Annotated in this window: 15 protein-coding genes; 4 read left to right on the top strand and 11 right to left on the bottom strand. The window is 64.7% G+C overall.

The features are described from left to right. Positions 1–151: 151 nt before the first annotated feature. The 3 genes from F7O44_RS16750 to F7O44_RS16740 all read right to left on the bottom strand — a co-directional run bounded on the left by F7O44_RS16750 (position 152) and on the right by F7O44_RS16740 (position 3038). Entirely contained in the window at positions 152–1858 is a 1707-nt protein-coding gene (locus F7O44_RS16750; RefSeq protein WP_162451402.1) for a DUF885 domain-containing protein, read from the bottom strand. Continuing rightward, positions 1855–2085, bottom strand: coding sequence for a hypothetical protein (locus F7O44_RS16745; RefSeq protein ID WP_162451401.1), 231 nt, complete (start codon positions 2083–2085; stop codon positions 1855–1857). The genes F7O44_RS16750 and F7O44_RS16745 overlap by 4 nt, the downstream gene beginning before the upstream one ends. Positions 2086–2201: 116 nt before the next feature. Then, positions 2202–3038 carry an inositol monophosphatase family protein gene (locus F7O44_RS16740; protein WP_246221121.1) on the bottom strand — a complete coding sequence of 279 codons (837 nt, stop codon included), beginning with the start codon at positions 3036–3038 and terminating at the stop codon, positions 2202–2204. Positions 3039–3248: 210 nt separating this feature from the next. Between F7O44_RS16740 and F7O44_RS16735 the strand changes: the two genes are divergently transcribed. Then, a complete protein-coding gene (locus F7O44_RS16735; protein WP_162451399.1) occupies positions 3249–3986 on the top strand; it encodes a GntR family transcriptional regulator in 738 nt (245 codons plus the stop codon). Here the strand turns inward: F7O44_RS16735 and F7O44_RS16730 are convergent. From F7O44_RS16730 to F7O44_RS16695, 8 genes are all read right to left on the bottom strand, one after another. Further along, on the bottom strand, positions 3983–5452 hold the full coding sequence (locus F7O44_RS16730; RefSeq protein WP_162451398.1) for a histidine-type phosphatase: 1470 nt from the start codon (positions 5450–5452) through the stop codon (positions 3983–3985). The two genes, F7O44_RS16735 and F7O44_RS16730, sit on opposite strands and share 4 nt — an antisense overlap. A 73-nt stretch (positions 5453–5525) precedes the next feature. Beyond that, positions 5526–6302 (bottom strand): HAD family hydrolase, encoded by a 777-nt coding sequence (locus F7O44_RS16725; RefSeq protein WP_162451397.1) that lies wholly within the window; start codon positions 6300–6302, stop codon positions 5526–5528. Beyond that, positions 6302–7453, bottom strand: a complete 1152-nt coding sequence (locus tag F7O44_RS16720) for an ABC transporter ATP-binding protein (RefSeq protein WP_162451396.1) — start codon at positions 7451–7453, stop codon at positions 6302–6304. The genes F7O44_RS16725 and F7O44_RS16720 overlap by 1 nt, the downstream gene beginning before the upstream one ends. Positions 7454–7460: 7 nt before the next feature. Next, complete coding sequence (locus F7O44_RS16715) at positions 7461–9272, bottom strand: ABC transporter permease subunit (protein WP_162451498.1); 1812 nt, start codon at positions 9270–9272, stop codon at positions 7461–7463. 92 nt (positions 9273–9364) lie between these two features. Then, positions 9365–10576, bottom strand: coding sequence for an ABC transporter substrate-binding protein (locus F7O44_RS16710; RefSeq protein ID WP_162451395.1), 1212 nt, complete (start codon positions 10574–10576; stop codon positions 9365–9367). A gap of 436 nt (positions 10577–11012) precedes the next feature. Further along, positions 11013–11522, bottom strand: coding sequence for an SRPBCC family protein (locus tag F7O44_RS16705; RefSeq protein ID WP_162451394.1), 510 nt, complete (start codon positions 11520–11522; stop codon positions 11013–11015). After that, positions 11513–12091: a hypothetical protein gene (locus F7O44_RS16700; RefSeq protein ID WP_162451393.1), complete on the bottom strand. Its 579-nt coding sequence runs from the start codon at positions 12089–12091 to the stop codon at positions 11513–11515. The genes F7O44_RS16705 and F7O44_RS16700 overlap by 10 nt, the downstream gene beginning before the upstream one ends. A 125-nt stretch (positions 12092–12216) precedes the next feature. Further along, complete coding sequence (locus F7O44_RS16695) at positions 12217–12741, bottom strand: GNAT family N-acetyltransferase (protein WP_162451392.1); 525 nt, start codon at positions 12739–12741, stop codon at positions 12217–12219. 128 nt (positions 12742–12869) lie between these two features. Between F7O44_RS16695 and F7O44_RS16690 the strand changes: the two genes are divergently transcribed. From F7O44_RS16690 to F7O44_RS16680, 3 genes are all read left to right on the top strand, one after another. Continuing rightward, positions 12870–13820 (top strand): LysR family transcriptional regulator, encoded by a 951-nt coding sequence (locus tag F7O44_RS16690; RefSeq protein ID WP_162451391.1) that lies wholly within the window; start codon positions 12870–12872, stop codon positions 13818–13820. A gap of 79 nt (positions 13821–13899) precedes the next feature. Beyond that, a complete protein-coding gene (locus F7O44_RS16685) occupies positions 13900–14721 on the top strand; it encodes a DUF3100 domain-containing protein (protein ID WP_162451390.1) in 822 nt (273 codons plus the stop codon). Positions 14722–14723: 2 nt separating this feature from the next. Beyond that, the gene (locus tag F7O44_RS16680; RefSeq protein ID WP_162451389.1) at positions 14724–15218 is read left to right on the top strand and encodes a hypothetical protein; all 495 of its coding nucleotides are present in this window, start codon (positions 14724–14726) and stop codon (positions 15216–15218) included. Positions 15219–15228 lie beyond the last annotated feature (10 nt).

The raw sequence follows: 15228 nt of genomic DNA, 5'->3' as shown, positions 1-15228 counted from the left end.
GTGTGGGGTGGGTGGCGTTGGCCCCCCACACCCCCGGTGGCCCCCCCCACCCCCCCCACCACAACCCACTGACGATCACCGGGAAAAGTGTGGGTGCTAAAGGGTAGGAGCGGGCTGAGGGATGGGGAAAGGCTGAGGAGTACGGAAGCGGCTAGCTCAGTTCAGCGATCCAACTGCCGACCCGCCGGCGCAGCACCGGCAGACTGACGGTGGCCGCGCCCAACACCACGTCGTGGAAGCCCTTGAAATCGAACCGCCCACCCAAAGCCGCCTGCGCCTGAGCCCGCAGTTCGAGGATCTCGCGCTGACCCACCTTGTAGGAAAGCGCCTGGCCCGGCATGCCGATGTAACGGTCGACTTCCACCGTGATGGTGTCGAGGTCGATCGGAGCGTACTCGGCCAGGAAGTCGATCGCTTGCTGCCGCGTCCACCCGCGCGCATGCAGGCCGGTATCGACGACGAGCCGGCAGGCCCGCCATGCGTCCGACGCCAGCATCCCCAGCCGATCGAGGTCGTCGTCGTAGAGGCCCATGTCTTCGGCGAGCCGCTCCGCGTAGAGACCCCAGCCCTCGATGTAGGCGTTGTGCCCCAACGACAGCCGGCGAAAGGCCGGCAGGTCGGTACGCTCGGTGGCGATGGCGATCTGCAGATGATGCCCGGGGATGGATTCGTGGTACGCGATGGACGCCGTCTGGTGCCGGCCCCGGTCGGCCGGCTCGTTCAGGTTCACGTAATAGCTGCCCGGCCGGCTGCCGTCAGCAGCGGGAGGCATGTAGTAGGCGGGCGGGACATCCGCGGCCAGGTAGTCCGGCACCGGCACGAGCTCGCACGAGGCTTTCGGCAAGAGACCGAACCAGCCCCCCATCGCCGCGGTGCCTTTGTCCAGGCATCGGCGCGCGTGCTCGAGGATCTCCTCGGCCGAGCGATAACGCAGGCTCTTGTCATTGAGGAGCCGGTCGAAGATCTCCGGCACATCCGTGATACCGAATGCGCGGGCCCCGACCTCGGCGAACTCGTCGCGCAGTGATCGGGTGACTTGCTCCAAACCGATCTCGTGCAACTCGTCAGCCGAGAACTGGAGGCCGGTGTGCTGCTGGATCAGCGCATGGTAGAGCTCCTCGCCGTCCGGAAGGTGTGCCAGCCCGGGTCGCTCGTCCGGGCGGGCGATCGGCTCGAGTTCGTCGGCGAACGTGTCGCGTAACCGGGCGAAGGCGGGCCTCAGGACGTCCTGCACCTTCGAGGCGAGTTCAGCCCGCCAGGCCTGCTCGCCTTCCCAGCCGCCAGGTCCTTTGATGTTCACGAACGGATCTTGGTCTAGCGCCGACTCCAGATAGTTCTCCACCTGGTTGCGAGATCGAGAGACGTTGATCCGAGCCGGCGTGCGTCCGGCCGCCACACCTTCGCGATACCGCTGCGCGGCTTGATCGAGCATCCGGGCCATGCCGCTGATCCGGGTCACCGCCATCCGGGCGAATTCCGGCTCCGGCGCCTGGAGCTGCCCACCACCGATCAGGAGCTCGGCGTGCGCCCCCTGCATCTGATCCCAGGTCAGCTCGGTCAAGCGCAGGTCGATGCCCCGAATACCTTCGTCCAGTTCGCCGAGCAACAGGTCACGCGTGACCGTGTCGGTCTCGCCGAGATCGGCTTCGTCGACCGCGGCGACGCGCTCGCGCAACTTGGACCAGCGCCGGCGCTTCTCTTGTTCAGCTTCGGCGGAGAGGTCGTCCGCACGGTCGTCGAAGCGGTGCTCACCAAGGAACGACGCATAGATGGGACCGGCTTCGAGCACGCCCTCCCAATAGTCGTCGGCGATCTTGCGAAGAGTGTCGGAGGGCCCGGTGCTCTGGTCGGCAGTCATGGCACCATCCTGCCTTCCGCCTCGCCGTCGCTCCCGCCGAGGTCGTCCGCACATGTCGCCCGCGCTAGCTCCTCGCTGCCTGGTTGACCCAGGTGGTGGAAGTGGATTGCGATCGGCGCCATCACGGCGTTGGAGCTCGGCACCGGACCCGCGGTAGCCGTTCCCGCGAACCGTGACGAAACGCTCGCCGCCGAGTTTGCTTCCTCCGCGATCAGGAGTCTGCTCATGCGTGACTCCACAACGTTGCTGCCCACGGGGCCTCGCCACGAACATCGGCCCCGGCAAGCCGCACGCACGGTGAACACGGTCCGCCCGCATGAGGGTACGCGCCCCAGCCGCGGTCTCAACCCTGAGGCGGCAATCCTTGCTCGAACGCCGTGACGATCCGGTCCAGGACCTTCGGCTCCAGGGAACCGGTGCTCGCGACGTACGCCGGCGCCGCCCAGGCGGGCGTTGCCTGATCCGCGCCCAACGGCCGATAGAGTCCACCGGCCTGCTCGACCAGGAGTATGCCGGCACTCACGTCCCAGGGGTTCACCGTGGTGCCGAAGGCGGCGTCCACCCATCCGGCCGCGACGTGAGACAGCGTCAACGCAGCACTGCCCGGACGGCGCAACGAGCTATATGTGTCGATCAGCTCGCCGAGGCGCTCGAGAGACACCGGACCATCACGATCGAGATCACGCGCCGTGGGATAGCTGGTGATCAGCACAGCATGGGATTCATCGGCCGTGCCCGTGGAGATGATCTTCTCACCATTGCAATATGCGCCGGTGAGATCGGCGGCGAAGAGGTTGTTCGCGATCGGATCGAACACCGCCCCGGCCACCACACGATCGTCGACTACCGCCCCGATCGACGTGCAGAAGAAGGCGAACCCGGAGACGAAATTCGCGGTGCCGTCGATCGGGTCGACGTACCATCGCACGTCACCACTCCCTTCGGCGCCGCGCTCCTCTCCCACGACGACGCTGTCCGGCACCTGTTCGAGGATTGCCTCCCGGATCCGGTCCTCGGCGAGACGGTCGTATCTCGTGACGAGATCGTGGTTGTCCCGCTTGTAGTCGACCTCCATCGCTTGCCGGAAAGCGGTGCGCAGCTGATCACCGACGGTTTGAGCCGCTTGTCCGGCTACCTCGCTCAGCCGGCGTGATAGGTCACGAAGTTCAGTCACGAGCATCTCCTTTGTCGTGGCACCAGGCATAGCCGTCGCCACCCGCGTTACAACAGATTTGTATGTTCAACCGGCCAATAGTTTGTATAGACAGGTCATCCCCATGAGCCCTGGCGAATCAACTCACTATGATATGTTGTCTGAACAAATCAGGTCGGCTTGAGCGATGGTCGAATACCGTCGAGAAGCCCCCAATCAAGCCATGGAAACGCCGTCATGAAGCTCTCTCTCGACCTTGACCGTTCCGCCCCTGTTCCCCTCTACTTCCAGATCGCGCGCCAGATCGAGGCGGCCATCGCGGACGGCACACTCCAACCTGGCACGCGCCTGGAGAACGAACTCCTCCTGGCCGAGCAACTCAACCTGTCGCGTCTGACCATCCGGCGTGCCATCCAGCACCTGGTGGACAAAGGTCTGCTCGTCCGCAAGCGCGGGGTAGGCACTCAGGTGGTCCATGGCCAGGTCAAACGCGCGGCCAAGCTCACCAGCCTCTACGACGATCTCGTCAAGGCCGGCCGCACCCCCAGCACCAAGGTGCTGAAGCTCGCCCTGGAGCCCGCCCCACCCGAAGCCGCCGCCGCCCTGGGCGTGCCGGAAGGCAGCAACGTACTCGCCATCGAGCGGCTTCGTGGCACCCAGGACGGACCGCTGGCCATCCTGCGCAACTGGCTGCCCGAGGAACTCGCCGCCTTCCTGACCACGGAACAGCTGGAACAGCATGGCCTTTACCAGCTCCTGCGGGCCAACGGCGTCCATCTCCGGGTCGCCTCGCAGCAGATCGGCGCCACGCCCGCCACCACCGCGGAGTCGCGACTACTCGACGAGAACCGCGGCGCCCCGCTGCTGACCATGACCCGCACCACGTTCGGTGACGTCGGCCAGGCGGTCGAGTACGCATTCGACTCCTATCGTGCATCCCGATACTCCTACGAGACGACGCTCGTGGATCGCTAGCGATCATCACCAAGGCAACGTTTCAGTTCAGCCACGTCGTAGAAGGCGCTGCCGTCCGTGTACGGCTCACAGCCGACCCGGAAAGCCACCTCCTCTTCGTTGTAGAGCATCCGAACCAGGTGTTCGCCGTCGGCGTCGGCGAAGACATCCCACTGGATGTTCGCGCCCATCGGGGACACCTGATCGCCACGCCACGGGTTGTTCTCATACGTGAACAACTCCCCTTCCGGCATCTCCTGAGTGCTACCGGGAAGCTCGATCAGCGCCGCGAACGGCATGATCTGCTCCGCGTGCGCGAATCGGAAAACCGCTGCGTGATCGCCGTCTCCGCTGGTTCGGTCCTCGATGGAGGCGAAGAAATCGTCGAGCAGCACATCGGCCATCCGATAGGTGATGTCGTCGCCGGCGAAGGCCGGGCCCTTCTCATAGAACTGCTGCGCGTCAGCGAAGTAGGCCATCGTCTCGGCGTCTTCGCGGGTGACGTACTGATCGAAGCGCCAGTTCCCCTCGGCCGCAATGTTGGGCGCAATGATGTACAGGTTGTAGAGATAGTCGGCGGCGCTCGCGATGTCGTTCAGGTGGGTCTCACCTTTGCCGCCATCGACGAAATCGAACTCACCTGCCTCCAGCCGGTCGACGAACTCCACCGTGTACAGCCGCTCCAGCATGCGCCGTGCCGCCGCGTGAATCTGCGGTTCGGCCGCTACTTCGTCCAGGACGGCCAGCAGGCGTGGATCGTTGTCCTTGTAGTCCTGGTAGTCCTGATTCGCATCGGACTTGTGGAAGTACAGCACGTCCTCGTCGGCCACTGGTTCGTCGATGATCTCCGCCAGCGCCGGGTCGGCCTTGACCAGCCCGTCGGCGAAATTCACTCCACTATCGACCGCGCGGTCTTTGCCAGAGGTGACGATCCCAATACGGTCGCCGTGGTCCAGGGCGTGCTCGAAGAGGCCGGGTAGGCGTTCGTACACGCGCTGGGCCATCTCCTCGTGTTCTTGGGCGCCGAGTTCGCTGAGGTTGCCGTATCCGAGGCGCTCGTGCAGCCGCATCAGGCGCCGCACCTCGCCACCCAGCCGAGCACCGAGCGGAGTGAGCGCCTGTTCGCCGCGTGCCGCCTCCCACAGCTGCAGAGTCAGGTCGTCGTATTTCCGGCTCGACAGCAGCCGCGAGCCGTGTCGGGCGACGTGCTGGACGAAGACCGGTTCGAAGCCGGCCGGAGGTTGTTCGTAGTCTTCGGGACCGCCCAACTGCTCGTAGGGCTTCTTCGTGCTGTAGAAGCCTTGCTGGCCGGTCTGCGTCGTCCCCGCCGGCTCCGCCCCGGAGGAACCGGCAGCGGTTCCCGCATATACCGGGGACTCGCTCATTGCGCCACCTGCCAGCAGCAATGCCAGCGACGCAGCACCAGCCATGGCCGCTACCGGTGAACGGCGCCATCTGGCGCGCGCTGACCCATCCGTTTCCGTCATCGCGGGTCTCTCCCTTCCTTGTTGCGATTGATGTGTACTGATTCCCCCGGGCTTTGCGGCGACGTTTCCGGCCTCATGAGCCGGTCCGTCGCAGGACCGCGAGCAGCGCCGCCGGATCTTCGACGGTGAGGTCCGGTGTGTCCCTGACCCGGTAGGGCGGGTCGTAGGTGTCCTCGGCGATCATCAAGACGGTTGCGCCAGCCCCCGCCCGTCGCCCGCAGACGACGTCGCGGTCGTAGTTGTCGCCGACGTACCACGAGTCGCCTGGAACGACGGACAACGCACTGGACGCGAGGCCGATGATCCGCGGGTTCGGTTTGCGGATGCCGACCTCGTCGGAATACACCTGGACCTGGATGAAGTCGTCGAGACCGAGTTCGCGCACCACTTCCCGGTGCACCTCGCCGACCAGGGCGTTGCTGACAATCCCGACGAGGATGCCGCGGTCGCGAGCGAAGGCAAGGAGTTCGTGAATGCCGTGGCGCGGCTTCCGCTCGGCCTGCAACTCCACCATCCGCCGGCACAGGTGCTGAGCATGGACCTCGACCAGAACGCGGTCGGACTCCGGCCAGTCCGCCGCGACGTAGTCGGACCAGAACTCGCGGTGCGTGGCCTCCCTCGGCGTGTACGGCCGGGACATCGCGTCTTTCCACCCTCCGTGCGCGGCGCGCCCGGCGCGAATGTCCAGCTCGATGTCTTCAGCCGTCAAGTCGGCCCGGCCGGTGGCCGCCAGCATCCGGTGTACCTCGGCCGCCAGCTCCGACTGCCAACTCGGGCGACGAGCGGTCTCGACCACCACGCCGCCGAAATCGAGCAGAAGCGCCTTCGGTGTAGTTGCGATTTCTGTCATCACGCACCGCTCCCGACTTCGACGCGGCGGCGTGCGACGGAATCGTCGTACGTGGCGATCCGCCGGTCCGAATCGTCGAACACATGCAGATCCGTCGCGCGCGTCCAGCACGTGACGTCGCTATCCATGTCATAGTTCACCGGGTCAGCGGAGGTCAGGTAGAAGGTGCCGTCGAGTACGCGCAACTGGACCGTCCAGCTCGACCCCGTGGGCAACACCGCCTCGAGACGGGCCGGTGCGTGCCAGGCGCCATCCGGTACGTCAACCGGGGACGACACCAGCCGCAGTGACTCCGGGCGGACGCCGACGGCCCCGACCTTGCCCTCCAGCGATCCTCGCGCTTCTGCGTAACCGGCCAGCGAGGCCGCAACCTTCGGAGCCGTGGACTCGCCGCGCACCACGTAGTTCATCGGTGGGTTACCGACGAACTCGGCCACGAATCTGTTCACCGGCCGGTCGTAGATCGCCATCGGTGAGCCGAGTTGCTGCAACACGCCCTGGTTCATCACCGCGACCTGGGTGGCCAGCGTCATCGCTTCCAACTGGTCATGGGTGACGAAGACGATGGTGGTGCGCCATCTGTCGTGGATCCGCTTGAGCTCGGCGCGCATCTCCAGCCGCAGCCGGGCATCGAGATTCGACAGCGGCTCGTCCAGCAGCAGCACGGACGGATTCACCGCCAGCATCCGCGCCAACGCAACCCGCTGCTGCTGCCCGCCGGACAGCTGGGCGGGATAGCGGTCCTTGAGCTGATCGATGCGGAGCTGGCCCAGGACCTCGTCGGTCCGGGCCGCCCGCTCCGAGGCCGGCACCTTCTGGATGCGCAATCCGAAGTCGACATTCTTCTCGACGGTCAAATGCGGCCAGAGTGCATAGCTCTGGAATACGAGGCCCATCTGACGTTTCTCGGTGGGAATGAAGATTCCTTGGGAAACCGCATCGAGAACGCGGTCGTCCACCCGGATCTCACCCGCCGTCGGCTGCTCGAGTCCGGCAATCATGCGCAGCGTGGTGGTTTTGCCGCACCCGGACGGGCCGAGCAGGCACATGAAGGCGCCGTCCGGTATGTCGAGATACAAGTTGTCGACTGCTTTCGACTTCTGATCCGATTCGTACGACTTGTCGATCGCAGACAGGGTGATCTGTGGCATGAGTCTCCTATCCCTGAAGTCCGGAGGCGAGATTGCTGCCGGTGAGTCGCTGCGCCAGATAAGTGGCGACAAAGGCCATGAGAGCGATGATGAGAACGACGGCGTTGGCCAGCTGGAGGTAGCCGAAATCGACGAGCTTCACCGACAGCGTGGTCAGCAGCTGGGTGTCGGAAGTGGCCAGCATGATGACCGTGCTGAGTTCTTTCAGACCGGAGATGAACGGCAAGATGATGCCGGTGACCAGCGCCCCTTTTTGAATGGGCATGACCACTCGGGTCACTCGTCGCCACCATCCCGCCCCGCTCACCTGCGCGGCTTCCTCGGGATCTCTCCCCAGCTGCATCATGGCCGAGATTCCGGCCCGTGAGGAATATGGGAGATTGCCGATCACCATGACAATGACGAGGATGGTGAATGTCCCATAAAGGGCCGGCACCGGCCCTCTTTGTACCGCGAAGAGGGAGAGATAGGCGGCGGCGAAGGCCACACCTGGAACGAGATAGGGCAGGAACGATATCTGGCGCAGCATGGAAGACAACCGGCTGCCCGACGTGCGCACCACGACGTAACCGACCAGCAGACCCAGAATTCCGCAGCAGATCGCCGCCAATCCGACGACGCGGAGGCTGTTCCACACCGCTCCGTAGAGTTCCCCGCTGACCAGAACTCCGCGCGGGAATGCGACGCTGTCCAGCTCGGACCCGATCCAGTACCGCAACGTGAAGTTGCTCCACTCGAATCGGCCCGGGATCCGTTGAATGGTCGAGAGGAACAGAACACCCAGCGGAATCACGACGCTGACCACGAAGACCGACAACACGAGCCCGAACGCGGGCAGCCGCCATCGCCGCAGTTTGGTGCGGCGGTCCATGGACCCCTTGCTGCCCACCGTCACGAAACGGCGGTACTCCTTCAGGATCCTCGAGTCGACGACGATGACCAGGACGCCCACCACGATGATCACTACCGCGATGACCGCTGCGACGCCGTTCTGCCGGTTCTGGATACTCTGGAACAGCGACGTCGACATCACCTGATAGTCGACGGGCAGCCCGAGAATGTACGGCGTCCCGAACGTGCCCAGGATCTTCGCGAAGATCAGCAGGACAGCCGACGTCAGCGACGGGAGCATCAGCGGCAGGACGATGCGACGGCCGATCGTCCTCCGTGGCGCCCCCAGCACCCGGGCGGAGTCCTCCAGCTGCGAGTCCATCCTGCGCAATGCGTTGCCGAACAGCAGCAACACGAACGGGTAGTAGTGCAGTCCGAGTGCGACGATGGTCGGGAACGCACCGTAGGCAAGCCAGTCCGGTGGCTCGAAACCCATGGTCTCGAGGAAGCCCTGCCGGCCGCCCATCCGCCGATTCTTGAAGATCGTCAGCCAGGCCAGAGCGAACGTCCACGAAGGCACCATGTACGAGACGACCAGCGCCGTGGAGAACCACCTCCGGCCGGCGACGTCGGTCCGGGCGATCAGCCACGCCATCGTCCCACCAACCACCAGCGCGAAGAGCGTGGTTCCGACCGCGACGACGATCGTGTTCATGAATGGCTGCCAGAACAGAATGGAGCTGACATCCGACCGGAAAACCCGCCAGAGGTAGTACCCGGTCCACTCGCCCGGGTCCTGTCCGGAATGGATGTGATCTCCGAAGTGGACGCGGAACGCGTCGGAGATGATCGAGACGATGGGCGCGACGATGAGGTACAAGAAGATGATCGCCAGCAAGACCCCGATCAGCTTGGTGGGATCATGCCTCGCCACGATCAGGTGGTATCGAGTCCGTCCGAATCTGCCTCTGGGCGGCTCCGGAGGCATGATCGTCGCTGAGTCCGGACGCAGTGTCGGAGCAACCACGGGCTACCTTCCTTGTCAGTGGGACACCAGATGCCAAGTCATGCGAGGTCGAGCTACCGGCGATTCACTCGCCAGAAGTCGTGCATGTTCTGGCGGTTGGCCCAGTCCTCCGCGGCGGTTGCGTTGTCGAAGAAGAAGATGCGATCGGTCAGCTCAGCGGCGTTACTCGGATCTTCGTCGCTCGGTGGAACCTCCGAGTTCGCCGAGAGCTTGCCGTCGTCTACCTGCGGCTTGATTCCCTCGGCGGTCATGGCGTAGTGGATGAACAGCTTGGCTGCGTTGGGGTTACTCGTGCCCGACGCCATGACGATCGCTTTCGGCTTCGCGAAGCCCACCCAGGGTTCGATCTCATCGCACACGCCCAGCACATAGCCCTTGTCGTCGTTGTTGCGGAACTTCGCCGAACTCATCAACCCCATAGGCGGATTCGACTGGCCCTGCGCTCCCACCGCCTCTGATGCCTCTTCGCTGCTCTTGGTGAGAAGCGGCCCACTCTCCGCGAGGCGCTTGATCCATTCATGGGTCGCGCTCTGCTCGCTTGTCTCCAGCGGTTCGCCATAAAGATCCTCGTAGGCCTGGCGCATCAGATCGTCGCCATGCACGCTCAGCTGATTCCACCAGTCGGCGTAGTCGGGTTTGCCGAGTGGATCTTGCATGACGAAACCGCCGTCACCCAGCAGCTCCTCGTCGGTGAGTGCCCAGACATTGCTGACCGGGCAGGTGTCGTGCTTCTCGGTGTTGTAGGCGTACAAGCTGGGGTCGGTGATCACGATCAGCGGATCGTGCATGGTCTCGGGGATCAGTCCGGCCAGATCGGGCGGAACCCAGTTCTCGACGATGCCCTGGGGGACGAGCTGTTCGGACACCGCCGGGACATCACTGAGCGCGGCCACGTCAGCCGTCACGTTCCCGGCTTGCGCCTCCCTGGTCATCTTCTCCGCCATCTCGGCGCTGTCCACCTTGATGCCCGCTGTGGTGATGCCGTACTTCTCCTGAAACTCGGCAGCCATCTGCTCGATCTTCCCGGTGCCGTCGTAGACGGTGAGCTCACCTTCCTCCTGGGCGGCGGCGATCAGATCGTCGAGGTCGAAATCCTCGTCTCCTACCGGAACGACAGGGTCTTCGGCAGGTGGTTCATCCTGCGAAGCCTGAGGAGTCGACGACGGCGCGCAGGCCGCCAGCAAGGCCGCGGCACCAACTGCCACGACGACTTTTCCTCGCCATCCGTCGAACGCTCGGCGCCTGACACTGTGCGTGTGGTTCATCCGGGCCTCCTAAGTCGTGTCGCCCGACGCCCGGGGCGCATCACTAGCGCCACATCGTTAAGCGCGGGTTTCCATTACCCTTCACCAGACTAGGTATATATGTCAATACATATAGACTAAGTAAACAACCTTGCGGCCATCATCACTGTTCAGAGAGATGCGCGTCGCCAGAACTGCCGCAGAATGGGCAACCATGTGGGTTTACACACCCACGGCACATGGTGATCGGCGGCAGGTTCCGGCTATCGAGCCGGCGCTACGCCCAACTACGCCTGATCCGAGGTCCTCGACAGACTCGACCGGCTGGCCAAACCAATTCCGGGCACGCGAGGCTCCGGCGATTTCCCGGCTCAGGTGTACTCGATCCACCCGTGGTAAAGACTCGCTTCACCGACGCAAGACGCGCCTGTCCATCCGCCGGACCGCGACACGGTTGTCAGTCGGTGACAACCGCCTGCACCTCGGCGACCGGAACGGCACCCGACTGCCAATCGGTCACGAACTCGTCCGGCAGGCCGGGCAACTCCAGCACGTCGCCGCCGAACTCGAAGTGGATGCCGAACACCAGACGCGCACGCGCCTCGTACGCGGGATCGCCGCCATCGGAGGTCAACGGCCCGTTGACGGATGCACGCTGGTAGGCGTGGGTGCAAGCGTCCGACTCCGACACTGTCCACTCGCACGTCATAGGGACCACGCCGTCGCCCGGGTCAAGCTCGATGTGCTGCGGCGTCGCAACAGCGACCACACCGCCCGCGGAGGTTCCGGTGATGGGATCAGAGCCGGGCCCGTCCACCCAGAACCACGTGTCCAGATCCACCAGAGACAGTCCGAGCGGGCTGAAATCGACGGTGAACTCCAGGAAGATCAACTCGCCGTAGGCTTGCCAGCACAACACAGGGGAGAGCCAGAAGACGGTCGCCGTTCCGGACGTGATCAACCGCATGAGATGACGGCCTCATCCGATGCGAGCTCGTCGGTGAACAACCAACCATCGCCCGTGCGTTCCGCAATCACGACATGCGCGGATGGTTCCCGATCCTCGAGCGGCACCGGCTCGCCATCCGCGATCATCTGCCAGTCGGCTTCATCCTTACACGCTTCAACCCGAGCCTCGTCACCGTCGACGTCCACGGTGATGTCTTCGAGTTGCGGTTCACCGTCGCGGTGCACGCCGAGGTCCTCCCACTCCCGTGCACGGGACACGTAGATCTCGACGATCGCACCGGTGCCGATTCCGTCGAAGAGTGCAGGATCGGTATCCGGCCCGTTCTCCGCTGAGACCACGGCATCCCAGAACTGATCGTAGAGCTGCTCCACCGCGGCTTCGTCGTCGGCCGACGTATCAGTCTCGGCTCCTGATTCGTCGCCGTTGGGCGGGGGCAACTCGTCGTCGGTAGGCGATTGTTCGGCGCCAGTTGTGGCGTCCAGGCCGGCCGACTCGTCGTCCGAACCACAAGCTGCCACGCCGAATGCCAGCATCACCGCCAGGACAGGCGAGATCCACAGACGCATCCGGCTCCTCAACTCGTTCCGACGACAGCCAGCGGGTTAGTTTAGGAGTTCGTCGTGACTTTGTCGTATCGGGATTGCGTCTGTTCGCCTCGGAGGTGATCAGTCGGCGTCGGCGTGGCGACATTTCACAGGGACCGAAACGGCTCGGCATAGGTGAACTGTCCCCGGATCCCGGGATGGTACGCCGATAGGGTGCGGGCCTGGAAGTGCTCACCCCATCGAGGATCAGGGGCGACGATGCCGTATCCGCCGGCTGGACGGAACCCGAACCGCGGGTAGTAGTCCGTATGCCCGAGCAGGACGACGACGGTCTCATCGAGCGCGTCCGCGGCACCGAGCACCGCGTACATCAGCGCCGCCCCGACACCGCGCTTCTGGTATTCGGGCAGCACACCCAAAGGCCCGAGGCCCAGCACCGGCGCACTGCCGACAGTTGCCCGGGTGCAGACGACGTGTCCGACGATCTGTTCGCTCCCGTGTTCGACCGCGACCAGGGACAGGGCCGGAATCCAGCCCGGGTCGGCGCGCAACTCGTCCACCAGGCCCGCTTCGACAGGCACCCGTCCAGGCTCGGCGAACTTCGCGAACGCGGCGGTATGCAGCGATCGGATGAGGTCGGCATCGGCAGGACCTTCACGGCGGATCAACACCTGCCAAGGATGCTCGCTCGAGACGAGGCGCTCAACTGAATTTGGCGGAGCTGTTCGCTGACTCACGGGCCAGCCAGGTGGACCCGAATCCGCGGGATAGCCACACGACAACCCCTATGCTGCGACGTATGGCTCCCGACGACCGGACGCTGCAGTACTACCGGGCCGTCTATGCCACGGGCTCGATCCGTGCCGCTGCCCGTCAACTCGGCCTGGCGCCGTCGGCGGTCAGCCGGAAGATCGCCGAGCTCGAGCGCCGTCTCGGTATTCCGCTGCTGGAGCGTAGTGCCCGCGGCATCCGGCCGACCGAGGCCGGCGACCTGCTGGCCCGGTTCGCCAACGACCGGGCTCACCTCGAAGACCTCCTGCACGAGAATCTTGACGACCTACGCGGGCTGCGTCGCGGGCGGGTCCGGCTGGCCGCCGGTGAAGGGTTCGTCGACGATCTGATGACACGTGGCCTGATTCCCTTTCTCGGGGTGCACCCTGGTGTCTCCGTCGAACTGACCACCGGCGGTACCGATGAGATCTGTGATTTGCTACTCGCCGACGACGTAGATCTGGCGCTCGCCTTGCACGCCAAACCGCACCCCGATCTGACCGCTGTCAAACAGGCGCCGCAACCCCTGCATGTCATCTGCGCCCGTGCCCACCCCCTGGCGGATCACCAGCGGATCGATCCGAGCGAACTCGCCGGACAAGCCGCCACCGTCCTGCCGGCGCGATTCGGAATCCGGACGCTGACCGATCAGATCCAGCGGATGTATGGCGTCTCGCTCGACATCCGGATGGTCAGCAGCTCGATCCAGGCGGTTGTGGACTTCGTTCTCTCCGGCCTCGGCATCACCTTGCTTCCCCGCGTCGCCGTCGGACAGCAACTGGCCGGCGGCCTCCTCCGCGCCATCCCGCTGACGACGAACGACCACGACCACGTCCACGCCCAACTGCTGGTGCGCCGTGGTCGTACGCCGTCGTACATCACACGGCAGCTTCTCGACCACTGCGCACATCAGCTCGACTCGCTGGCGGATCAGAGCCCGGGTGTTGCTGATCAAGCAACACCCCGGTCACACAATTGACTCCTTGTGCAACGTGTTGGCCGTGCGTAGCGTCCCTGCCACAACAGTTCGGCTACCGAAACCAACCAGGGAGGCCACCATGCGCACGGTTCGTTCCGCCGTGAGTATGTGGCGGCTGCATGTTGCCGTGCTCGTCATCGTGATCGCCGCGCAGTTCATCGGTGTCCAGCAGATTCCGCTGGGCACCGGAGCGATCCTGCTCTTGCCACTGCTGTACGCGTTCCTTCTCGGTGTGCTGCTCAACCCCAACGTGATCAGTCGCGCTTCGGCGATCATCCGGCAGCGCGAGGTGCAGGCGGCATCGCCCATCATCGTCATCGCGATCATGCCCTTCATCGCCAAGTTCGGCACTACCATCGGTCCGGCGATCGAGGAGATCATCGAGGCCGGGCCGGCGCTGCTCCTTCAGGAGCTGGGCAACCTCGGCACCGTGGCACTGGCCTTTCCCATCGCCGTGTGGTTGCTGAAGATGGGCCGCGAATCGATCGGCGCGACATTCTCGGTGGCGCGCGAACCGAACATCGCGATCGTCGCGGATCGCTACGGGCTCAAAAGCCCCGAGGGCACCGGTGTCATGGGCGTGTACGTCGTCGGGACCCTCTTCGGCACGCTCATCTTCGCCGTCATGGCATCCCTGCTGGCGTCGCTCGACGTGTTCCAGCCGGAAGCGCTGGCCATGGCATGCGGGGTCGGCAGCGGCTCGATGATGGCCTCGTGCACCGGCGCGCTCAGCGAGTCACTACCCGAGATGGGCGACACGATTCTCGCCCTTGCCGGTGCGAGCAACCTGCTCACCTACGCCACCGGCATGTACATCAGCCTGTTCGTCGCTCTGCCTCTCGTGGAGCGGCTGTATAACAAGGCGCGGCCCGATGCGGCCGTCGCTGGAAAGGACGGCTGACCATGAGCGCCGACAACGCTGCCGTGAACCCCACTCGGATCTCCCGGGAGAAGATCGATGTGCTCCCGACACTGCGTGATCTTGCCCTGGTCAGCATTCTCGGCTGGGCCCTGCAACTGATCGCGACCGAGCTGACCCCATGGGAGGCACTCGGCGGGATGGCCGGGCTCTACGCCCTCTGTGCCGGCGGGCTGTTTCTCGCTCGATTCGTGCCGTTCTACCTGCCCAGCGTCGCCTGGATCTCGCTGCTCGGAATTGCCGCGACACTGCCGTTCACACCGTGGGACCAAGCCGTGCTGAACCTCGTCGCCGAGATCGACTTCCTGGCCCTGAGCGTGCCCTGCCTGGCCTACGCGGGCCTGGCGGTCAGCCGCCGGGAGATCGATGTCGTCAAGAAGTCCGGATGGAAGCTGCTCCTGGTGGCTGTATTCGTCCTGGCTGGCACCTACCTGGGCTCGGCTGTCATCGCCGACGTCGTCCTGCGCATCACCGGCTGATCGTCCCACG

The organism is Phytoactinopolyspora mesophila (assembly GCF_010122465.1).
GTDB classification, from domain to species: Bacteria; Actinomycetota; Actinomycetes; order Jiangellales; family Jiangellaceae; genus Phytoactinopolyspora; species Phytoactinopolyspora mesophila.
The sequence above is the reverse complement of the archived record's forward strand: the minus strand, read 5'-3'. Positions and strand labels throughout refer to the sequence as shown.